General features: G+C 72.0%; 16 protein-coding genes. 8 read left to right on the top strand and 8 right to left on the bottom strand.

What is annotated here, in order from left to right; all coding sequences use genetic code 11:
• Window positions 1–20: 20 nt before the first annotated feature.
• The 3 genes from HGN31_RS01170 to HGN31_RS01180 form a co-directional block, all read right to left on the bottom strand.
• A complete protein-coding gene (locus HGN31_RS01170) occupies window positions 21–2,312 on the bottom strand; it encodes an RNA degradosome polyphosphate kinase (protein WP_081969511.1) in 2,292 nt (763 codons plus the stop codon).
• Between the two features lie 171 nt (window positions 2,313–2,483).
• Window positions 2,484–3,170 (bottom strand): P-loop NTPase family protein, encoded by a 687-nt coding sequence (locus HGN31_RS01175; RefSeq protein WP_168782081.1) that lies wholly within the window; start codon window positions 3,168–3,170, stop codon window positions 2,484–2,486.
• 3 nt (window positions 3,171–3,173) lie between these two features.
• Window positions 3,174–4,754 carry an AI-2E family transporter gene (locus HGN31_RS01180; protein ID WP_168782082.1) on the bottom strand — a complete coding sequence of 527 codons (1,581 nt, stop codon included), beginning with the start codon at window positions 4,752–4,754 and terminating at the stop codon, window positions 3,174–3,176.
• A gap of 190 nt (window positions 4,755–4,944) precedes the next feature.
• Between HGN31_RS01180 and proS the strand changes: the two genes are divergently transcribed.
• Both proS and HGN31_RS01190 read left to right on the top strand, forming a co-directional pair.
• Complete coding sequence (gene proS / locus HGN31_RS01185) at window positions 4,945–6,303, top strand: proline--tRNA ligase (RefSeq protein WP_168782083.1); 1,359 nt, start codon at window positions 4,945–4,947, stop codon at window positions 6,301–6,303.
• A 188-nt stretch (window positions 6,304–6,491) separates the two neighbouring features.
• The gene (locus HGN31_RS01190) at window positions 6,492–6,719 is read left to right on the top strand and encodes a CcdB family protein (protein ID WP_168782084.1); all 228 of its coding nucleotides are present in this window, start codon (window positions 6,492–6,494) and stop codon (window positions 6,717–6,719) included.
• On the opposite strand, the gene miaB is transcribed toward HGN31_RS01190, so the two are convergent.
• On the bottom strand, window positions 6,716–8,023 hold the full coding sequence (miaB, locus tag HGN31_RS01195; protein ID WP_168782085.1) for a tRNA (N6-isopentenyl adenosine(37)-C2)-methylthiotransferase MiaB: 1,308 nt from the start codon (window positions 8,021–8,023) through the stop codon (window positions 6,716–6,718). The genes HGN31_RS01190 and miaB overlap by 4 nt on opposite strands.
• Window positions 8,024–8,277: 254 nt before the next feature.
• On the opposite strand from miaB, the gene HGN31_RS01200 reads away from it, so the two are divergent.
• The 6 genes from HGN31_RS01200 to HGN31_RS16365 all read left to right on the top strand — a co-directional run bounded on the left by HGN31_RS01200 (window position 8,278) and on the right by HGN31_RS16365 (window position 16,879).
• The gene (locus HGN31_RS01200; RefSeq protein WP_036705771.1) at window positions 8,278–9,654 is read left to right on the top strand and encodes an aminotransferase; all 1,377 of its coding nucleotides are present in this window, start codon (window positions 8,278–8,280) and stop codon (window positions 9,652–9,654) included.
• Between the two features lie 215 nt (window positions 9,655–9,869).
• Window positions 9,870–13,406: a glycosyltransferase gene (locus HGN31_RS01205; RefSeq protein ID WP_168782086.1), complete on the top strand. Its 3,537-nt coding sequence runs from the start codon at window positions 9,870–9,872 to the stop codon at window positions 13,404–13,406.
• A gap of 3 nt (window positions 13,407–13,409) precedes the next feature.
• Complete coding sequence (locus tag HGN31_RS01210; RefSeq protein ID WP_168782087.1) at window positions 13,410–14,291, top strand: sulfotransferase family 2 domain-containing protein; 882 nt, start codon at window positions 13,410–13,412, stop codon at window positions 14,289–14,291.
• On the top strand, window positions 14,288–15,391 hold the full coding sequence (gene wecB, locus HGN31_RS01215; RefSeq protein WP_168782088.1) for a non-hydrolyzing UDP-N-acetylglucosamine 2-epimerase: 1,104 nt from the start codon (window positions 14,288–14,290) through the stop codon (window positions 15,389–15,391). Before HGN31_RS01210 ends, wecB begins: the two co-directional genes overlap by 4 nt.
• Window positions 15,392–15,462: 71 nt before the next feature.
• Window positions 15,463–16,251: a TerB family tellurite resistance protein gene (locus tag HGN31_RS01220; protein ID WP_081969332.1), complete on the top strand. Its 789-nt coding sequence runs from the start codon at window positions 15,463–15,465 to the stop codon at window positions 16,249–16,251.
• Window positions 16,252–16,294: 43 nt separating this feature from the next.
• A complete protein-coding gene (locus HGN31_RS16365) occupies window positions 16,295–16,879 on the top strand; it encodes a hypothetical protein (RefSeq protein WP_244961085.1) in 585 nt (194 codons plus the stop codon).
• Between the two features lie 3 nt (window positions 16,880–16,882).
• Here the strand turns inward: HGN31_RS16365 and HGN31_RS01230 are convergent, their stop codons facing one another.
• The 4 genes from HGN31_RS01230 to HGN31_RS01245 are packed head-to-tail and all read right to left on the bottom strand — an operon-like array spanning window position 16,883 to window position 22,414.
• Window positions 16,883–19,084, bottom strand: coding sequence for a 3'-5' exonuclease (locus tag HGN31_RS01230; protein WP_168782089.1), 2,202 nt, complete (start codon window positions 19,082–19,084; stop codon window positions 16,883–16,885).
• Complete coding sequence (locus tag HGN31_RS01235) at window positions 19,081–19,446, bottom strand: response regulator transcription factor (protein WP_036701953.1); 366 nt, start codon at window positions 19,444–19,446, stop codon at window positions 19,081–19,083. Before HGN31_RS01235 ends, HGN31_RS01230 begins: the two co-directional genes overlap by 4 nt.
• Window positions 19,443–22,145 carry an ATP-binding protein gene (locus HGN31_RS01240; protein ID WP_168782090.1) on the bottom strand — a complete coding sequence of 901 codons (2,703 nt, stop codon included), beginning with the start codon at window positions 22,143–22,145 and terminating at the stop codon, window positions 19,443–19,445. Before HGN31_RS01240 ends, HGN31_RS01235 begins: the two co-directional genes overlap by 4 nt.
• A complete protein-coding gene (locus HGN31_RS01245; RefSeq protein WP_168781928.1) occupies window positions 22,142–22,414 on the bottom strand; it encodes a hypothetical protein in 273 nt (90 codons plus the stop codon). The genes HGN31_RS01240 and HGN31_RS01245 overlap by 4 nt, the downstream gene beginning before the upstream one ends.
• Window positions 22,415–22,444: the final 30 nt, after the last annotated feature.

Below are 22,444 nucleotides of genomic sequence, written 5' to 3' on the forward strand. Positions count from 1 at the left end.
CGTGGTGGGCGGCCCGGGCCTCAGCCCCGGTCCGGGTCGGATGTCTTGGCGGCGGCAGGGGCGGCCGTCGCGGCGGGGGCGGCCGCGCGCTCGGCGGCGGCCTCGACCGCCGCTTCGGCCGGGGTCTCGCCCGAGGGCTCGCCGCTGCCCTCGGTGCCGTGGGTCAGCGCCGGCACGTCCCCCGCGCCCGCGCTGCCGCGCCCCGACAGCGACGGGTGGTCCATGAAGAAGCGGTGGCAGTTGAACAGATCGTCCCGGCCCTCGGGCAGATAGCGCAGGTAGCGCCCGTCGGGCTGAAGGATCCAGCTCTGCGCCTCGTCGGCCATGTTGGCGGCCATGATCTGGCTGGTGATCTGGGCCTTCACGGTGTCGTTCAGGCACTCGACCAGCGTCTCGACCCGGCGCGACAGGTTGCGGTCCATCCAGTCGGCCGAGCTGATGAACACCCGCGCCTTGCGGGACGGCAGGCCGTGGCCGTTGCCGAAGCAGACGATGCGCGAATGTTCGAGGAAGCGCCCGACGATCGACTTGACCCGGATGTTCTCGCTCAACCCCGCGATCCCCGGCCGCAGCCCGCAGATGCCGCGCACCACGAGGTTGATCTTCACCCCGGCGGCCGAGGCGGCATAGAGCGCCTCGATCACGTCGCGCTCGATCAGGCTGTTCATCTTGGCCCAGATCGCGGCCGGGCGGCCGCGGCGGGCGAGGTCCGCCTCGCGCCCGATCAGCTCGAGCAGCCGCGACTTGAGGTCGATGGGCGAGATGGCGAGGTTCTCGAGCCCCTCGGGCTGGACGTAGCCGGACAGGAAGTTGAAGACCTTGGTCGCGTCGCGCCCCAGCGCCGGGTCGCAGGTGAAGAGCGACAGGTCGGTATAGATGCGCGCCGTGATCGGGTGATAGTTGCCGGTCCCGTAGTGGGTATAGGTCACCAGCCGGTCACCCTCGCGCCGCACCACGGTCGAGATCTTGGCGTGGGTCTTGTAGTTCACGAACCCATAGACGACGTGCGCGCCCGAGCGTTCCAGCCGCCGCGACTGGCGGATGTTGGCGGCCTCGTCGAAGCGCGCCTTGAGTTCCACCAGCGCCACCACCGACTTGCCCGCCTCGGCGGCCTCGCACAGCGCCGAGACGACCGGGCTGTCCCAGCTCGTGCGGTAGAGCGTCTGCTTGATCGCCACCACGTCCGGGTCACGCGCCGCCTGACTCAGGAAGCGGATGACCATGTCGAAGGTCTCGTAGGGGTGGTGCAGCAGCATGTCCTTTTGCCGGATCGCCGCGAACATGTCCCCGTCGTGGTCCTGCACCCGCTCGGGCACCCGCGGGGTGAAGGACGGCCATTGCAGGTCGCGGCGGCTGTCGAGCACCAGCTCGCGCACGTCGGCCATGCCCAGCAGCCCCTCGACCTCGACCACCTCGTCGGGGCCGACCGCGAGTTCCTGCATGATCGCGCGGCGCAGCCGGTCGGGGGCGCCCTCGGTGATCTTGCAGCGGATCACGTCGCCCCGGCGGCGCCGCTTCAGCGCCGTCTCGAACTCGCGCACCAGGTCCTCGGCCTCGTCCTCGACCTCGAGGTCGCTGTCGCGCAGCACCCGAAAGGCGCAGTGGCCGATGTCGCGGTAGCCGGGGAAGAGCCGCGACAGATGCATCAGCAGCAGGTCCTCGAGCCGCAGGAACCGCTGCCCGCCCGGCAGCGGGATGAAGCGCTTGAGCTGGGCCGGGATCGGCAGCAGCGCCTGCATCTGCCGCCCGTCCGACTCGCGCGCGAGTTCCAGCGCCAGCGAGAAGCCGGTGTTGGGGATGAACGGGAACGGGTGCGCCGGGTCGATCGCCAGCGGCGTCAGGACCGGGAACACCTGCGCCATGAAATGCTCGCGCAGGAACGCGGCCTCGGCCCGGGTCACGCGTGAGCGCGACAGGATCACGATCCCTTCGCCCTCCATCTCGCGGCGCAGGCGGTTCCAGACGGTCTGCTGGGCGTCCATCAGGCGGCGCGCATCGGCGTTGATGAGGGTGAGCTGGTCGGCCGGGGTCAGGCCGTCGTCCGAGGGCGAGGTGTTCCCCTCGCGCACCAGCTCGCGCAGGCCGGCGACGCGGACGGTGTAGAATTCGTCGAGGTTGGTGGCCGAGATCGACAGAAACCGCAGCCGCTCGAGCAGCGGCACGCGCGGATTGCGGGCCTCGTCCAGCACTCGCCAGTTGAAGCTGAGCCACGACAGTTCGCGGTTGAAGAACCGGGCCGGTCCGACCGGCGGCCCGTCGGGCAGGCTGCGCGGCGCGGGAAAGTCCGAGGTGAGGAAATCGGCCTGGGTCATCGATTCTGCGGGCGGCTTGCCAAGTGGGGGGTCGCACCAACCCGTGTGGCCCGCCGGGCCGGGGCTGTCAAACCGTTGGGCCGGGCTGCCCGTGGTGTGGCGCGGCCCGCGCCAGGGTCCGAAACGGCGCAAGGGAGGCGCGGCGCGCCAGCGTTTCAAGGGTGCGCGCCCTCAACCGGCCCCCTGCAACCGCCCCAGCGTCTCGAGCGCCAGCGGCCGCGTGACCGCGCGCCCTTCGGCCAACGCGGCGCGGTCGATCTCGGCAACCAGCCGGCGGGCGAGGCCGAGGTCGCGGTCCATGCGCCGCACCAGCGCCTCGATCACCCCGGGGCCGGGGGTGAGCTGCCGGTCGCCCAGCAGCTTGACCAGCACCGCCCCGAGCAGCGCCTCGTCCGGCGCGCCCAGCGTCACCGCCGCCATCGCCTGCACCCGCGAGGCGAGGTCGGGCAGCGTCAGCCCCCAGTCGCGCGGCGGGGTGCGGGCGGTGAGCAGAAGCCACGTCCCCCGCGCCGCGGCGAGGTTCCACAGGTGAAACAGCGCCTGCTCGGCCCCCGCCGCCGTGGCGACGCGCTGCGCGTCCTCGACCACCAGCGCCCCCTGCTCGGTGGCGAGCAAGTCCACCGCCTCGACCCGCAGGGCGCCTGCGCGCACCCGCTGGGCGCCCTGCTCGGCGGCCCAGAAGGCGGCGATGTGGGACTTGCCCGAGGCCTCCGGCCCGACCAGCAGCAGCCGCCCCTGCGGCCAGTCCTGCGGCCGGTCCACCAGCGAGAGCGCCGCGGCGTTCGCCGGCGCGGGCAGGAAGTCGCCCCGGCCGAGGGCCGGTGCGCTGCCGAGATCGAGGGCGAGCTGGCGGGCCACGCGTCAGCCGCGCGGCGCGTCGCCGGGGCGCGCGACGGGCGCCTCCTGCGGCGCCGCGATCGGGCGGGCCTCGGCGCGCGGGTCGGCCGGGACGTCGGCGATGGGAACTTCGAGCACGCCGTCGGCCACCGGCCGGACCGGACCCTCGCGGAACGCCTCGGCCGCGCGCCGGGCGTCGTCGGCCTCCTCGCGGTCCTCGGCGGCGTCCTTGCGCGCCTCCTTACCCTCGGGGTCGGCGGGGTCGGTGCCGTCGGGGGTCTTGCCGCCCCAGGTGCGGACCTCGGGCGCGTCGGACTCGGCGGCGGCGGCAGCCTCGGCTCCCTCGCCGCGGACGACCATCCGCGCCTCGGCCACCCGGGCCCCGTCGGCGCGGGCGGCGTCGCGGGCGGCGACGCGCGCCTCGAACCGGGCCTCGTCCACGCGCGCCTCGGCGGCGGCGGCACGGTGGGCGACCTCGGACCGGCGCCGCGCCTCGGCGGTGGTGCCCGGGGGGACCATCTCGACCAGCATCGGCGGCGCGGGCGCGGGCATCACCTCACGCCCAGTGTAGAGCGCGCTTTCCTTGTACTGCTCGGCCATGAAGCGGACGATCACGCCCACCGCGGCCCCCACCGGCACCGCGATCAGCAGGCCGAGGAAGCCGAACATCACCCCGAAGACCGACAGCGAGAGCATCAGCCAGACCGGGTGCAGTCCGACATGGCCGCCGACGATCTTGGGTTGCAGCACGTTGCTTTCCAGCATCTGGCCGGCGGCAAAGATCGCCGCCACCCCGCCGATCCGCGGCCAGTCGCCCCAGAAGGTCGCGACCGCCACCCCGATCGACAGCACACCCCCGACCAGCGTGCCCACATAGGGAATGAAGGACAAGAGCGCCGCCGCCACCCCGATGACGATCCCGAAGGGCAGCCCGATCAGCATCAGCCCGGTCGAATAGAGCGTGGCGAGGATCAGGATCACCAGCGCTTCGCCGCGCACGAACCCCGCCACGCTGTCGTCGATCTGGGCGAAGATGCGGCGGATCGTCGGCGCGTGCTGACGCGGCAGCAGGTTGTCGATGCGCTCGATCATCCGGTCCCAGTCGAGCAGCATGTAGAAGGCCACGACCGGGGCGATGATCAGCACCATGAACACCCCCACCACGCTGCGCAGCGACCCCATAAGCGTGCCCATCAGCCCGCCCAGCGAGTTGGTCAGCGTGGTGCGGATCTGCTCGACCGCGGTGTCGATCATGCCGCCGTCGGGCATGAACTCGGGGAAGCGGTTGCGCACGATCGACTGGACGCTGTTGAGCAGGTCGGGGGTCGACTCGACCAGCTGGCCCGCCTGCCGCACCAGCAGCGGCCCGAGCCACAAGAGCAGCGCCGCCAGCGCCAGCACCACGATCAGCGTGATGAACACCACCGCCAGCGTGCGCGAGAGCCCCGCCCGCTCGAGCCGGTCGGCCACCGGGTCGAGCATGTAGGCGATCCCCATGCCGAGCACGAAGGGCAGGATCGCCCCGCCCAGCAGCCACAGCGCCAGCAGCAGCACCGCCGCCGCGCCGCCCCACCAGAGCGCCTGTTTCGTCGCCGACATCTGCATCTGCGTCCCCGCCCTCGATCCCGTCCCGGGGGCCCTCGCCCCGATGCCTGCGGTGATGCAGTCCCCGCCCCTCGCGCGCAAGGGTCTTGGGCAAGGCCCTTCGCGCATCCGCCCCCGGCCCGTCCCTTGCCGTTGCCGGGACGGCCCCGATCCGCTAACGCAGGCGGGCAATCATCCAAGGTGCTGCCCCATGCGTCTCACGCGCTATTTCCTGCCTGTCCTGAAAGAGAACCCCTCCGAGGCGCAGATCGTCAGCCACCGGCTGATGCTCAGGGCGGGGATGATCAAGCAGCAGGCGGCGGGCATCTATTCCTGGCTCCCGCTCGGCCTCAAGGTGCTGCGCCGGATCGAGCAGATCGTGCACGAGGAACAGGGCCGCGCCGGGCACATCCCGGTCCTGATGCCCACCATGCAGTCGGCCGACCTGTGGCGCGAAAGCGGCCGCTACGACGACTACGGGCAGGAGATGCTGCGCATCAAGGACCGCCACGACCGCGACATGCTGTTCGGGCCGACCAACGAAGAGATGATCACCGACATCTTCCGCGCCCACGTCAACAGCTACAAAGACCTGCCGCTGACGCTCTACCAGATCCAGTGGAAGTTCCGCGACGAGGTCCGCCCCCGCTTCGGCGTCATGCGCGGGCGCGAGTTCCTGATGAAGGACGGCTACAACTTCGACCTGACCAAGGAGGACGCGCTGCACGCCTATAACCGCCACCTGGTCAGCTATCTGCGCACCTACGAGCGGATGGGCCTGCAGGCGATCCCGATGCGCGCCGACTCGGGCCCCATCGGCGGCGAGGACACGCACGAGTTCCTCGTGCTGGCCGAGACCGGCGAATCCGAGGTCTTCTATGACAGCGAGATCACCGATCTGCGTTTCGGCGACCGCGCCATCGACTATGACGACGCCGCCGCCTGCCGCGCGGTGCTGGACGAGTTCACCTCGCGCTACGCCCGCACCGACGAGACCCACGATCCGGCGGTGTTCGAGACCATCCCCGAGGATCGCCGCCGCTCGGCCCGCGGGATCGAGGTCGGGCAGATCTTCTATTTCGGCACCAAGTATTCCGAGCCGATGGGCGCGACCGTGGTCGGCCCGGACGGCGCGCGGGTGCCGGTCCACATGGGCAGCCACGGGATCGGCGTCAGCCGCCTTCTGGGCGCGATCATCGAGGCGAGCCACGACGACAAGGGCATCATCTGGCCGGAGGGGGTCACGCCGTTCCACGTCGGGCTGGTGAACCTCAAGCAGGGCGACGCCTCGACCGACAACGCCTGCGAGGCGCTGGAGCGCGAGCTGACCGCGCGCGGGCTCGAGGTGCTCTACGACGACCGCGACGAACGCGCGGGCGCCAAGTTCGCCACCATGGACCTGATCGGCCTGCCGTGGCGGATCACCGTCGGCCCGCGCGGCCTGGCCGCGAACGTGGTCGAGCTGACCAGCCGCAAGACCGGCGAGTCGGTCGAGGTCTCGGCCAGCGAGGCCGTGGCCCGTCTCGCCGACATCTACGCCCCGGTGTTCGCGGCGGCGTATCGGGGCTGAGCCGAGGAGGCCGTGTGGGGATCCGACCTTTTAGCGGAAGCTGAGGGGCCGGGTCGACCAACCCGGCCGACGGGCAGGGTTGACGGGCCACGCCGCCATGCGCTTTCTCGATACACATCCCGGCCCACGCCGGGGCGGCCAGCCGGCTGCGGGACAGCCGACATCCGGGCGACCTGCAGACCGACCTGATGGACATTCATGAGAGCCGGCTGGTCGCGCCGATGTTGCGGCTGTCCCCGCGGCTCAACGTGTCGCTGCTGACACCGCGCATTGAACACGACGACCGCGCGTGGCTGGCGATCATGCCGCAGATGGCCGGTGTGCCGGCGCGCGGGTTGGGACAGGCGGTGGGCTCGGCGGCGGTGTTCCGTGACGAGCTGTTCCGCGCCATCGTCCTGCTGAGCCACGGCTTCTAGTCCAGCACCCCTTCCAGCGAGTTCGGCGCGCTGGCGATGATGCGCACCTGCACCAGATCCCCCACCGCCGCCTCGGGCGCCTGGACGAAGACCGAATGCAGATAGTCCGACTTGCCGACCATCTGCCCGGGCATCCGCCCCGGCTTCTCGAACAGCACCCCGAGGGTGCGCCCGACCATCCCCTCCTGCACCGCCTTCTGCTGGCGGGCGAGCAGCGCCTGCATCTCGTGCAGCCGCGCATCCGCCACCGCCTCAGGCACCAGCGCCCGCCCGGCCGCGGGCGTGCCCGGGCGCGGCGAATACTTGAAGGAGAACGCGGTGCCGAACCCCACTTCTTCGATCAGCCGCAGCGTGTCGGCGTGGTCCTCGTCCGTCTCGCCCGGGAAGCCCGCGATGAAATCCGAGGTCAGCAGGATGTCCGGCCGCGCCGCCCGGATGCGCTCGACGAGCCGCAGATAGTCGTCGCGCGTGTGCTTGCGGTTCATCGCCTTGAGCACCCGGTCCGACCCCGACTGCACCGGCAGATGCAGATAGGGCATGAGCTGCGGCACGTCCCGGTGCGCGGCGATCAGGTCGTCGGCCATGTCGTTGGGGTGGCTGGTGGTATAGCGGATGCGGTCGAGCCCTTCGATGCCGCCCAGCTGCCGGATCAGCTCGCCCAGGCCCGCGGCGCCCTCGCCATGCCAGCCGTTGACGTTCTGGCCCAACAGCGTGATCTCGCGCACCCCGCGGGCCACCAGATCGCGCGCCTCGGACAGGATGCGCGCGGCCGGACGGCTGACCTCGGCGCCGCGGGTATAGGGAACGACGCAAAAGGCGCAGAACTTGTCGCAGCCCTCCTGCACGGTCAGGAAGGCGGCCGGATGACGGCGGGTCGCGCGGCGTTCGGGCAGGTGGTCGAACTTGTCCTCGGCCGGGAACTCGGTGTCCACCGCCGGCGCCTCGCCCCGCGCCATCGCGGGCAGGCGGTGATAGGCCTGCGGGCCCACGACCAGATCGACCAGCGGCATCCGGCGGATGATCTCGTCACCCTCGGCCTGCGCCACGCAGCCCGCCACGCCGATCTTGAGGTCCGGTCGCTCGGCCTTGAGCGGCTTCAGGCGCCCAAGGTCGGAGTAAAGCTTCTCGGCCGCCTTCTCGCGGATGTGGCAGGTGTTGAGCAGCACCATGTCGGCGTCGTCGGCGCGGTCGGTCTCGACATAGCCCTCGGCCCCCAGCGCCTCGGCCATGCGCTGGCTGTCATAGACGTTCATCTGGCACCCGTAGGTCTTGATGAACAGGCGTTTGGGGCTCTGGTCGGTCATGGCCGGGGGCGGGCTCTCGATGTCGCGGGATGGGCGCTGATAGCACCCACAGCCCGCGAACGGAACCCTCGCCCGCGCCCCTCGGGCTGGACCCAAATATCCTCCGGGGGTCCGGGGGTGGAAAACCCCCGGTCCGGCCGTGCCAGCCCGCGCACCGGCACCCTGCCCGCACGACCGGCCATTCCGCCGCCGCGGCCCACGTTGCCCCCGCCCGGCCGCCCGGCTACCCTGCGCCCAACGCATTGGAGGCACTCATGGACGACAAGAGCTGGGCCGCACGGGCCGAGGAATATTCGCTTTACGGCTTCACCGACCTGCCGAGCGTGCACGACCGCGGCACGATCGTGCTGACCCACGGCGAAGGCCCCTATGTCTTCGATACCGAGGGCCGCAAGTGGCTGGACGCCAACTCGGGGCTCTGGAACATGGTCGCGGGCTTCGACCACAAGGGCCTGATCGAGGCCGCCAAGGCGCAGTACGACCGCTTCCCCGGCTACCACGCCTTCTTCGGCCGGATGTCCGACCAGACGGTGATGCTGTCGGAAAAGCTGGTCGAGGTCTCGCCCTTCGCCCGCGGCAAGGTGTTCTACACCAACTCGGGGTCCGAGGCGAACGACACCATGGTGAAGATGCTGTGGTTCCTCGCCCGCAGCGAAGGCCAGCCGCAGCGGCGCAAGATCCTGACCCGCTGGAACGCCTATCACGGCGTCACCGCGGTCAGCGCGTCGATGACCGGCAAGCCTTACAACGAGGTCTTCGGCCTGCCGCTCGAGGGCTTCATCCACCTCACCTGCCCGCATTTCTGGCGCTACGGCAACCCGGGCGAAAGCGAGGCCGAGTTCGTCGCCCGCCTCGCCGCCGAGCTCGAGGACACCATCGCCCGTGAAGGCGCCGACACCATCGCCGGCTTCTTCGCCGAGCCGGTGCAGGGCGCGGGCGGGGTGATCCCGCCGGCCGAGGGGTATTTCCAGGCCATCCAGCCGATCCTGAAGAAGCACGGCATCCCGCTGATCTCGGACGAGGTGATCTGCGGCTTCGGCCGCACCGGTTCGACCTGGGGCTGCGAGACCTACGGCTTCACGCCCGATGCGATCATCAGCTCGAAGAACCTGACCGCCGGGCTCTTCCCGATGGGCGCGGTGATCCTCGGGCCGGAGCTGTCGGACCGGCTCGACACCGCCATCGAGGCGATCGAGGAGTTCCCGCACGGCTTCACCGCCTCGGGCCACCCGGTCGGCTGCGCCATCGCGCTCAAGGCCATCGACGTGGTGATGAACGAGGGGCTGGCCGAGAACGTGGTCAAGGGCGCCCCGCGGATGGAGGCGGGGCTGCGCCGGATCATGCAGAAGCACGCCAACATCGGCGAGCTGCGCGGGATCGGCTACATGTGGGCGCTCGAGGCGGTCAAGAACGCCGAGACGAAAGAGCCCTTCCCCGGCAAGCTCTCGGTGAGCGAACGGATCGCCAACACCTGCACCGACCTCGGGCTGATCTGCCGGCCGCTCGGGCAGTCGATCGTGCTCTGCCCGCCGTTCATCCTGACCGACGCGCAGATGGACGAGATGTTCGAAAAGCTGGACGCGGCGCTGACGCGGGTGTTCGACGGGCTCAGGGCCGAAGGCGAGGCCTGAGCCACAGGGGCACCCCGGGACGCCTGCCCGGGGAATGACCCGCAATACGGGGGCGGCACGGCGCCGCCCCCGCTGCGTTGCGGATGGGGCGCCAAGACCCAAAGATCACGCGACTTTGCTCGGCGGGAATGCGCGCGCGCCAAAGGCGACATGTTGATAGTTTGCGCAACCATGGATAAGCCGACGCCTCAGCATCTCACGCGGATCACACCATCTTGCACAGCCCCGAGTTCGCTCTCTTCGTCGCCGGGATGCATCGCAGCGGCACCTCGTTTCTGGGCGAATGCTGCGGCGCCCTCGGGCTCACGCTGCCGCAGGACCGGGGCGGTCCCGCCTCCGACAACCCGCGCGGGCATTTCGAGCCGCTGGCGGTCGTCGCGCTGAACGACGCGATTCTCGCCCGGGCCGGGGCGCTCTGGCAGCGGATCGGAACGCCCGCGCTGCCGCCGTCCGACGACGCGCTATTTGCGCAGATCGACGCCGCCATCGCCACCAGCTTCGGCGACGCGCACCGGATCATGGTCAAGGACCCGCGGCTGTCGCTGACCCTGCCGCTGTGGCGCGCCTGGGCCGAGGCGCGCGGCACCCGCGCGGCGGTGCTGATCGCCCTGCGCGACCCGCGCGAGGCCGCCCATTCGCTGGCCCGCCGCGACGGGATGGACCCCGACGCCGCCATCCTCTCGTGGCTCGCCCATACGCTCGGCGCACTCGAAGCAAGCGCGGGCCTGCCCCGCGCGCTCGTGGTGTTCCCCGACTGGACCGCCGCGCCCGACGCGACGCTCGACCGCATCGCCGGGCTGATCGGAACGCCGGTCCCCGCCGCCGCCCGCGCGCTGGTGGGCGAGGCGTTCCAGCCTGACGCCGTCCACGGGCGCGGCGACACCGACGCTGCCGAGGGCGCCATCGCGACGCTCGCCGCCGAGGTCTTTGCCCTTCTGCGCGGGGCCGCCGACGCCGGCACCGTCCCCGACGCCCCCGCCCTCGCCCCCTTCCGTGCGCGCTTCGACACGCTCTCGGCCGCCGCCCGCGGGGTCGAGGCGATCCACGGGCAACGCCTCGTCGCCGATGCCGAAACGCTGGCAGCGCGTGACGCGCGCATCGAGCAGCTGGGCCAGGACGTCGAGGCGCGGCTGGCCGACGCCGCCGACCTCCAGCGCCACATTGCCGCCACCGAGGCGCAGCGCGAGGCGGCGGTCGCGGCCCTGACCGAGCGGCTGGCCGCGACCGAGCGCCAGCGCGAGCAGATCGCCGCCGCCCTCACCGAGCGGCTGACCGCCACCGAGGCGCAGCGCGACGAACTGTCCGCCGAGATGGAGCGGCAACTCGCCGCTGCCGAGGCGCAGCGTGACGGGGCCGTGGCCGCGGTCACCCAGCGCCTTGCTGCGACCGAGGCGCAGCGCGACGCCGCCGCCGCAAGCGCCGACAGTCTGCGGCTGAGCCTCGCCGAGGCCGAGCAGATGCGCGACGCCCACCTGGCGCTTCTGACCGCGACCGAGGCGCAGCGCGACGAGATGACCGCGCTCGCGGATGATCGCTGGGCCGTCATCGAGGACCTTCAGGACCGCCTCGCCCATGCCAGCGCCCACATCGCCGCCTCGGACCAGCTTCTGAACGAGACCCGCGCGTTTCTGGAACTCGAGCGCCGCACGATCCTCAAGCCGCTCTACCGCCGGGCCTATTCGGTGGGCGGGCGGGCGCTGCGCCGGGCGATGCCCGGGGCGCTGGTCGAGCGGCTGAAGCGCCGCCTGCCGGTGCCGGGCGGGATCCCCCGCGGGCTGGCCTTCGTCCCACTGCCGTCCGAGGCCGCCCCGGCCCAGGCCTATGCGGCGGTCCCCCCGGGCGCCCCGGGCAAGCCCGACATCTTCATCCTGTCGATCATCAACTGGGATTTCCGCACCCAGCGCCCGCAGCACCTGGCGACCGAGATGGCGGCCGCCGGGCACCGCGTCTTCTTCCTCGAGATGGAGACGAACCCGCGCGAGGGTACGGTGCGCGCGGTCGCGCCCGGGGTCCATGTGGTCCGGCTGCCGAACCGCGGGATGCGGGGCCTTGCCGCCTATACCGGCGTGCCCTCGCCCGACGCGGCGCGGGCCTGGGTCGGGCATTTCCACGCCTTCGCCGATGCCGTCGGCAGCACCCCCGTGGCCCATGTGGTGGTCGAGCATCCCTACTGGTGGCACCTCGCCCGGCACCTCTCGCCCGAGTACCAGATCACCTTCGACTGCATGGACGACATCGGCGGCTTCTCGAACACCGAGGCCCATGTCCTCGAGGCCGAGCTCGACATGATCGAGCGGGCCGACAAGATGATCGTCAGCTCGCAGTATCTCTTCGACAAGTTCGGGGCCGCGCGCCGGGTGGCGATGGTGCGCAACGGCACCGATGTGAGCCACTTCACCCGCGACCCCGACGAGGTGCCCGCGCCGCGCTGGCTCGAGGGCCGGCTGCGCCCGGGGACGATCCGGGTGGGCTACGTCGGCGCCATCGCCGAGTGGTTCGACACCGACCTGCTCGAGCGGATGGCGCGCGACAATCCCGACTTCGACATCCACCTCTGCGGCGCGGTCACCGCCGAGGCGCCGATGCGGCTCGACGCGCTGGCGAACGTGACGCTGCACGGCGAGATCCCCTACGCCGACGTGCCCGCGTTCCACCGGCAGATGGACGTGCTGATCATCCCGTTCCAGCTTCTGCCGATCATCAAGGCCTGCGACCCGGTCAAGTTCTACGAATACTCGGCGGTGAAGCGCCCGACCGTCTCGACCCCGCTGCCCGAGCTGGCGCGGGCGGGCGATCTGGTGTTCCGCGCCTCGGACGCCAAGGGCTTTGCCGAGCAGATCCGCCGCGCCGCGCCGCTCGCCCGCGACCCGGACTTCGGCGCCCGGCTGCGGCAATACGCGCTCGACAACGACTGGCGCTTCCGCGCCGCCGACATGCTGGCCGAGATGGGGCGCGAGCCGAAGCTGTCGGTCGTGGTCCTGCATTACGGCGCCGACACCGACATGACGCTGGCCGCGCTGCACGCCATGCTCGGCACCGGCGAGGTCTATCCGAACCTCGAGGTGGTGCTGGTCGACAACGGCTCGGCGCCCGAGGTGCTGGCCGTCCTGCGCGACCGCGCCGCCGCCGACGACCGCATCCGGCTGGTCGAGAACGGCGAGAACCTGGGGTTCGCCCGCGGCAACAACGCCGGCATCCGCGCCGCCACGGGCGAGTTCGTGCTGCTTTTGAACAACGACACCTTCCTCGCGCCCGGCGCGCTGCTGGCGATGGTCCGGCATCTGCAGCGCAACCCCGAGCTGGGGATCGTCGGGCCGATGACCAACAACATCGGCAACGAGGCGCGGATCGAGATCGCCTACGCCGACATGGACCAGATGGCCCACGCCGCCCGCGACCTCGCCACCGGGCATCGCGGCCAGTGGACGCCGATCGCCGTCTGCGCCTATTTCTGCGCCATGTTCCGCCGCGCCGACCTGGACCGGCTGGGGCTGCTGCCCGAGATCTACGGCCGCGGGATGTTCGAGGACGACGACCACTGCGCGACTTTCCATGAGGCGGGGCTCGCCACCGGGCTGGCCGAGGATGCGTTCTGCCACCACCACCTGTCGGCCACCTTCGACGCCCTGCCCTCGGGCGAGAAACAGGCGCTGTTCCAGCGCAACAAGGCGCTTTACGAGGCGCGCTGGGGGGCCTGGGTGCCGCACCGCTACCGCGAGGGGCGGCCGGCCTCGACGCTCGACAGGGGATAGGCGATGAGCCAGCGCACGATCATCCTGCATTACCACATCTACAAGAACGCGGGCACGTCCTTCGACCACGTGCTCAGCCACAATTTCGGTGACCGGCACGAAAGCTTCGACGGCCCCTACCCGTTCTTCTCGATCGATCAGGAGCAGCTCGACCGGATCATCCTGCGCCGTCCGGCGGCGGTCGCGTTCTCGTCCCACCAGATCACCCTGCCGCCGCCGAGTTCGCTCGACTACCGCCCCCTCAGCGCCATCTTCGTGCGGAACCCCTTCCTGCGCATTGCCTCGATCTACCGCTTCAAGCGCGGTCCCGACGCCGACGACGGCACCCCGCTCGCGCATCTGCCGCGCGAGGAGCGGGTGCGCGTCCTCGAGGCGCGGGGGGAGTATGTCGAGCTGGCCGACAGCCTCGACACCACCAGCACGGCCGAGGCGGCGCGCCAGCACGACTTCGCCGGCTGGCTTGACCATTGCCTGTCGACGCCGTCCGAGATCGTCCATGTGTCGAATGCGCAGACCCGCTTCTTCTCGGGCGTGCCGCGTTCGCGCCCGTTGCTGCGGCGTGGCCCGGCGGGGTTGAGCTACGACCTGTCGACCGCGCTGCGGACCCTCGCCGGGGTCGAGCTGCTCGGCCGCACCGAGGCGTTCGAGGCCGACGTGGGGCGCTTCGCCGACATTCTCGCGGGCTTCGGCCTGCCCCTCGCCCTGCCCGACGACACCCGCAAGAACGTCACCGACAACCACGGCCAGACGACGGATGCGCGGGTCGAGGCGCTGCTCGGCGCGCTGCCCCCGGCGCTGCGCCGCCGGATCGAGGCGGCGAACGCCCAGGACATGATGCTTTACGACCGCGCCGTGGCGCTGATCGAGAAGGACCACCGGCCTTGACCCGCAAGACCGTGCTGGTGACCGTCGGCACCCGCCCCGAGGCGATCAAGATGGCGCCGGTGATCCAGGCGCTGAAGGCCGACCCGGACCTCGACTGCCGGGTGCTCGCCACCGCGCAGCACCGGCAGATGCTCGACCAGGTGCTCGGGCTCTTCGGCATCGTGCCCGACATCGACCTCGACATCATGCAGCCCGGCCAGACCCTCACCGGGCTGACCGGCCGTCTGCTCATCGCGCTCGAGCGGGTGCTTACGGCCGAGCGTCCCGACGCGGTGCTGGTGCAGGGCGACACGACGACCGTGCTCGCCACCGCGCTCGCGGCCTTCTACGACCGCATCCCGGTCGGCCATGTCGAGGCGGGGCTGCGGACCGGCGACATCCTCAACCCCTTCCCCGAAGAGATGAACCGCGTCGTCGCCAGCCACCTGACGCGCTGGCACTTCGCGCCCACCCGGACCGCAGCCGACCGGCTGGCGGCCGAGGGCTACCGGCCCGAGGCGATCCACGTCACCGGCAACACCGTGATCGACGCGCTGCACCACACCGTGGCGCTGGCACCCGACAGCGGGTTGCCGCTCGACCCGGCGAAGCGCCTGCTGCTCGTGACGCTGCACCGGCGCGAGAACTTCGGCGCCCCGCTCGGGCGGATCTGCGACGCGCTGGCCGGGCTGATGGCGGCGAACCCCGACCTGCAGATGGTGCTGCCGGTCCACCACAACCCGAACGTCCGCGGCGTGGTGCAGGACCGCTTCGGCGGCATGGACCGGGTGATCCTGTGCGAGCCGCTGGACTACGCCGCCTTCGTGGCGGTGATGGACCGCGCGACGCTGATCCTGTCGGACTCGGGCGGGGTGCAGGAGGAGGCCCCGGCCCTGGGCAAGCCGGTGCTGGTCCTGCGCGAGACGACCGAGCGCCCCGAGGCAGTGGCCGCGGGCGCCGCGCGGCTGGTCGGCACGCAGACCGACGCCATTCGGGCCGCGGCGCAACAACTTCTGGACGACCCCGCCGCCTATGCCGCGATGGCGCAGCGGATCTCGCCCTATGGCGACGGCAAGGCCGCGGGGCGGATTGTCGAGGTCTTGCGGCGCGACCTCGTCTGACGAAGACGTGCCGCCGGGGCCCTCCCGGTTTCGCTTTCGCTGGGCCGAGGGTTTGGCTAGCCTCGCCCCCGATGGACGAGCTGACCCACACCCCCCACCCCGCCGGCGACCCCGGCCGGCGCGCCGACGGCGCGCCGCACCTGCCGGCGCCGCGGGGGTTCTGGCAGCGCATCGGCGACCGGCTGGCGGCGATGATCGGCCGCCCGCGCGCGGCCGTCCCGCCCGAGCGCTCGGTCGCCTTCACCATCGCGGTCATCGCGCTCGGCGCCAAGCTCGCCAAGGCCGACGGCCGGGTGGCGCGCGAGGAGGTCGCGGCCTTCCGCCGCATCTTCAAGATCCCGCGCACCGAGGAACGCCACGCCGCCCACGTCTTCGACCTCGCCCGCCGCGACGTGGCGGGCTTCGACCTCTGGGCCGCCCGGATCGCGGGGATGTTTCCGCCCGGCGACCCGGTGCTGGTCGATGTGCTCGACGGGCTCTACGTGATCGCCACCGCCGACCACCCCAACCTGCACCCGGGCGAGGAACGGTTCCTCGACACCGTGGCGGGCATCTTCGCCATCCCCGAGCCGGTGGTCGAGGCGATCCGCGCCAGCCGCCTGCCGCAGCGCGGATGCCCGCCCTGCGAGGTGCTGGGCATTCCGAACGGCACGCCGCTGGACGAGGCGCGGGCCCGCTACCGCGCGCTGATCCGCGAGAATCATCCCGACCGGGCGCTGGCCCACGGCCTGCCGCCCGAGGCGGTGCGACTGGCCGAGACGCGCACCCGCGCGATCAACGCGGCCTGGGCCAGCTACCGCGCCCGCTTCGCGCCCCCGCGGCGCGGCGGGGAACCCGCGGGGGGCGGGGCCGGTTTCTGACGCAAGGCGGCGTCCGCGCCGCAGCGCTAGGAAAGGCTCACCGATGCTTCGTTTCCAGACCCGGGCCGTGACCCTCCCATCTGCCGCGCGTCTCGCGTCAGCCTCGCTCGGTTTCGCCGCCCTGCTGGCGGCCACGCTCGCCGCCGCCCCGGCGCCCGCCCAGACCCCGGCGCCGGCGACCCCGCAGACCCCTCAGGTGACACCCGCGCCGACGCCTTCCACCCCGTTCGAGATGCCGCGCGCCGACGACGCCGCCCCCGGCGGGGCGGCACCTGCGCCCTCGCCGCTCGATGAGCTGATGGAGAACATCTTCAGCCGCGCCCAGCCGCATCTCGAGGGGCTGGCCCGCGACATGGGCGGGCTGGTCGAGGAATATTCGCCGATGTTCGAGGAGCTGGGCGGGCTGATCGACGACATCCAGAATTACGAGATGCCGCCCGAGCGCCAGCCGAACGGCGACATCCTGATCCGCCGCAAGGCCGACGCGCCGCCGCCCCCGCCGCTGACCGAGCTGCCGCAACTGCTCGAGCGCGGTCAGACGCCCGAGCAGGGTGGCGCAGCCCCGCCCGCGCCCGGCGATGGCACCCCGCTCATGACTCCGCCGGCTGGCTCGACCGTCGATCTCTGAGCGCTAGTACTTCAGCCGCGCGAACTGCGACTTGCTCGCCGCCTCGCGCGCCTGCCCCAGCGTCTCGATTCCCTGCCGTGAAAGCAGCGGGATCAGCCGGGCAAAGACCTCGGCCGTCGCCAGCGCATCCCCCAGCGCCGTGTGCCGGCCGCCGATGGTGATGCCCAACCGGTCGGCAATCGCTTCGAGGCTGTGGCTCTCGCCCGCCGGGTGTACGATGGACGACAGCAGCAGCGTGTCGAGCACCGGGTGATCGAAGACGCAGCCGGTCGCGGTTTCCTTGAGTTTCAAAAACCTCATGTCGAAGGCGACGTTGTGGCCGACCAGCACGCTGCCCGCAGCGAAGCGGTGAAACACCGGCAGCACCTGCCCGATGGTCGGCATCCCGCGGACCATGTGCGGATGGATGTGGTGGATCGGGATGCCCGCCTCGGGGATCGAGCGCTGCGGGTCCACGAGCTGGTCGATCGTCTCGCCCTTGAGGATGCGCGAGTTGAGGATGCGGACCGCGCCGATCTGGATGATCTCGTCGCCGCCCGCGGGGTCGAGGCCGGTCGTCTCGCAATCGAACACCGTGAAGCTGAGGGCGGAGAGCGGCTGTTCGTCGGCGGCCGTCCCTGCGCCCGCGGTGAACAGGTCGAAGTCGTAGAACTCGGGCCGGCTGCCGATCTGCGCCTCGGGTGCGGCCACGTCCACCGCGGCGAGCGGCAAGAGCAACCGGAAGAACGGCTGCCCGCTTTCCCCGTCGATGCCCCGCCCGCGGTCGAGCCAGACCTCGCCGCCGTGGCGGTCCACGACCTCGCGGACCGAGACGCCGGTGCCCTGCCCGCCGGCCCGCATCTCCTGCGTCGGCAGCGCGGTCAGCCGCGCGGCGTCGGCGGCGGGCGCGCCGGGGCGGGCGACCCAGCCGAGGTCGAGGTGCGCCCGCGGCCCGGTGCGGGTCAGCCGCAGCCACAGCACGGGGTCCGTGACCATCTCGCGGATCTCGGCGGCCAGATGCGCCAGCGCCCGGATCAGGCCGAAGCTGTCGATCCTGAGCCACAGGTCGTCCTCGACCGGCGTCGTGGTGATCGGCGTGCCCGTCGCCTCGCCCAGCTGCCGCACCGCCGCGGCGACGAGGTCGGCGCCCAGCATGTCGCTCAGCGGCCAGCGGGTGGCGAGGTCGGCCATGCCGCTGTCGGCCAGCGCCGCGACCCGGCCGCCCATCGCCCCCACCTCGTCGCGCACCACGGCGAGGAACCGCGCCCGGTCCTCGGGCTCGAGGTCGGGATAGTCGAGCATCTCGAGCGCGGCCTGCATGTTGGCGAGCCCCGCCCGGCTCGTCTCGGTCAGGCTCAACAGCGCCGCATCGCGCCGCGACTGTTGCTGCTGGTCCAGCGTGATGTCGTCGATGAGCAGCACATAGCCCGAGAGCGCTGCCTCCGCCGCATCCGCCCCGGTGGGGCGCACCGGCGAAAGGCTCACCCGCAGAAGCTGCCCGGTCTCGGACGCGGTGACGAACTGCGCGCCGGCGGCGGCGGCGGCAACCCCGCGCGCCATCCGCCCCTCGACGGTCTCGAGCGCGTGCGCCACCGCCGCGGGGTCGAGGAAATCGTGGATGTTGCGCCCCAGCCCCAGCAGCACCCCGCCCGGCGCCGCGGGCTCGGCCCCCACCGCGCGGGGCGCAAGCCGCGCCGCCAGCGCCCGGGCGCGGGCGTTGTAGAGCAGCACCCGCCCCTCGCGGGTGCAGACGACGACCGCGTGATCCAGCTCGGCCATCAGCGCCGCGAGCTGGTCGCGCTGGTCCGAGACCGAGCGGCTCGCCTCGTCCACCAGCCGGGCCATGTCCATGCGCAGCTCGTCGCGCTGCCGGGCGAGCTGGCCGATCTCCTCTCCCAGCGCGCGCAGCACCGGGGCGCCGTCGGGGACGAAGCGCAGCTCAGTCGCGCTGAGGTCGGCGGTGACGATCCGGGTCGCGTTCAAGAGCCGCGCGGCGTCGAGCACATGGGCCTGCCAGAGCCGTCGCATCACCCACGCGCCCCCGGCCAGCGCAGCAAGCCACAGGGCCAGCAGCACCGCGCCGACCGGCCCCGCGACCGCCGGCGCAACCGCGATCCCGCTGCCGCCGGTCACGAGCCGCACCGCCAACAGCGCCACCGCCAGCCACGCGGCCAGCGCCAGCCCCGGCGCGAGCAGCGTCAGGATCAGCCCCCGCGTCGGCCTCATCCGATCAGCTCGCGGACCCGCTCGACCAGTTCGCGGGTCGAGAACGGCTTGACCATGTAGGCGTCGGCCCCGGCGCCGAGGCCGCGCGCCATGTCGGTCTCGCGCCCCTTCGCGGTCAGCATCAGGATGCGGGTCGCGGCGATCTCGGGGTCGGCGCGCACCGCCTCGCACACCTCGAAGCCCGAGAGCGCCGGCATCATCCCGTCCAGCAGCACCAGCGCCGGGCGGTCGCGGCGGATCGCGGCCAGCGCCTCGGCCCCGTCGCGGGCGACCGAGACCTGATAGCCCTCGCGCTTCATCATGAACTCAAGCGAGATGACGATGTTCGGTTCGTCATCCGCGATCAGCACCTTGTGGCTCATCCCGCATCCCCCCTTTTGCCATCATAGGGCAGGCGGGTCAGGAATGTCGCCCCCTGCCCCCGCGCCGAATCGACATACATCGCCCCGCCCAGATGCTCGACGATGCGGCGGCTGATCGGCAGGCCGAGCCCGGTCCCGCCGGGGTGATCCTGGCCGGGGCCGACCTGGCGGAAGCGCTCGAACACCGCCTCGTGGTCCTCGGCGGCGATCCCCTCGCCGTCGTCGGTGACGCGAAGCAACACCGTGTCGGGGCCGGGGCGGACCGCCACGGTGACCCGGCTGCGGGCGAACTTGGCGGCGTTCGACAGCAGGTTCATCACCACCTGCATCAGCCGGTCCGGGTCGGCGCGCACCGTGGGCATCGACGGCGGCAGCTCGAGGTCCACGACGATGCCGCGGGCGCGGAACAGCTCGGCCGTGGCCCGCACCGCGTCGGCGACCAGCCCGGGCAGATCGACGTCGGCGCTGGTCCAGTCGGCCTGCCCCGAATCGAGCTTCGCCATGTCCAGCACCTGGTTGACCAGCCGGCTCAGCCGCTGCGATTCGCCGACCACGATGCGCAGGAACTCCTCGCGCTGCGCGTCCTCCATGTCGGGCGCGTCCAGCATCAGCTCGGCCAGCGCGCGGATCGAGGTGAGCGGCGTGCGCAACTCATGGGTGACCGAGGACATGAAGTCGTCCTTCATCCGGTCGAGGCTCGTCAGCGCCTCGTTCGCCGCCCGCAGCTCGGCGGTCGCGGCCTCGAGCGTCACCGACTTCTGCTCGAGCGCGCGGGCATAGGCGCGGATCTGCGAGGCCTCGTCGAGGATTTCCAGCACGTCGCCGGGGGTCAGCGGCTCTTCCTGCGCGACCGAGGCGACCATGACGCGGGCCGAGGCCGCGCCGATGGCGCCGGCAATCTGCTGCTCGACCCGCTCGACCAGCGCCGCGTCCGCGATGCTGGCCGGCGCCGCACCGTCCGCGCCCGCCATGGCGCGGGCCGCGCGCTCAGGCCCGAGCAGCCGCCGGGCCAGCGCGTCGAGGTCGGCGACCCGCGCCCGGCCGCGCCAGAACACCGGCCGCGCGGCCCCCTCGTCGCGGTCATAGACATCGACGAACAGCACCGCCTGCGCGGCCTCGCGCGCGCCGGGCGGGCGGGCGAGCGAGACGGCGACGTAAAGCCCGACGTTGACCAGCATCGACCAGAAGAGCGCATGGGTGATGTTGTCGAGGCCGGTCAGCCCGAACAGCGCCTCGGGCCTGAGCGCGGCCATGCCCAGCGGGCCGTGGTCAAGGAAGCCGTCCGGCAGCCAGCCGGATTTGGCGATCGCGGGCAGCATCAGCGTATAGCCCCAGACCGCGAACCCGCCGAGCAGCCCGGCCATCGCCCCCAGCGCGGTGCCCCCCTTCCACCACATGCCCCCGAACAGCGCCGGCGCGAACTGCGCCACCGCGGCGAAGCTGATGAGCCCGATCGAGACCAGCGCATAGACGTCGCCCGCGACGCGGAAATAGACGTAGCCGAGCAGCAGCAGCCCGACGATCGCCACCCGCCGGATGGCGAGCAGCAGCCGCGTCACGTCGCCACCGGCGCGCCCCCCGACAAGGCCGGCCCTGAGCAGCGCAGGCATCACCAAGTCGTTGCAGACCATGGTCGAGACGGCGACCGTCTCGACGATCAGCATCCCCGTCGCGGCCGACATGCCCCCGAGGCCCGCAAGCAGGGCCAGCCCCACCGCGCCCTGCGACAGCGGCAGCGAGATCACGAAGGTCTCGGCATCCGCCCCGGGGCCGAGGATCAGCATCCCGCCGATGGCGAGCGGCAGCACGAACAGGTTGATGGCGAAGAGATAGGCCGCGAACACCCAGGCCGCGCGGGGTATCATCCGCTCGTCGCCGCATTCGACCACCATCATCTGGAACTGCCGCGGCAGCAGCAGCACCGAGAGCATGGCGAGCAGGCTCATGGCGAACCACTGCGGATAGGCAAAGCCCTCGCCGCCGCCCAGCCGCATCAGCCGGGCGAGGTCCGGCACCGCGCTCGCCCGCGCCCAGATGTCGGCGGGGCCGTCGAACAGCCCCCAGGTGACGTAGATGCCGACGGCGAGGAACGCGCCCAGCTTGACCAGCGACTCGAGCGCGATGGCCGCGACCATCCCCTCGTGCCGCTCGGAGAGGTCGAGGTGGCGGGTGCCGAACAGAATGGTGAAGAACGCGAGCGCGAGCGTCACCCACAGCGTGCCGTCCTGCCACCAGCCGCCGGCAACCCGATGCCCGCCCAGCAGAAGCTGATAGGCGGCCGAGACGCCCTTCACCTGCAGCGCGATGTAGGGGACGATGCCGACGACGGTGATCAGCGTGACGGCGGCGGCGAGGCCGGGGCTCTTGCCGTAGCGGCTGGCGATGAAGTCGGCGATCGAGGTGATGCGGTAGCTCTGCGCGATCCGCACCATCTTGCGCAGCACGATCCACGCCAAGAGCATGGCGACGGTCGGCCCGAGGTAGATCGGCAGGAACCAGATCCCCCCCGCAGCGGCGCGCCCGACGCTGCCGAAATAGGTCCAGGCGGTGCAGTAGACGCCCCACGAGAGCGCATAGATCCAGGGACTCGCGATCACCGACCGCCCCGCCGCCGCCCGCCGGTCCGCCAGCGCCGCGACCGCGAAGAGCAGTGCGAGATAGCCGAGCGAGACGGCGAGGACGAGGCTGCCGGAGATCATCGGCGGGCCTCGGGCGGGTTGGTCGGGGACGCGGGGGGTGCGACCGGGGCGGGCGCCTCGGGCATCAGGGAGGCATCCGTGACGCCGGTTCGAGCGCGGGGCGGCGATGGCGCCCGCTCGGTCACCCACACCAGCGCCGCGATCAGCCCGGCCCAGATCACGAACACCGCCACCCCGAGCAGCGGCAGGCCCAGCACGCTCGCCGTGCGGTCCCAGACCAGCAGCAGCGGAAAGTTCAGCGCCACCACGGCCAGCGCCGCGAGCGCCACCAGCCGCGCGCTGTCCGGCCCGCCGCCCCC

Source organism: Paracoccus sanguinis (assembly GCF_012689545.1).
GTDB classification, from domain to species: Bacteria; Pseudomonadota; Alphaproteobacteria; order Rhodobacterales; family Rhodobacteraceae; genus Paracoccus; species Paracoccus panacisoli.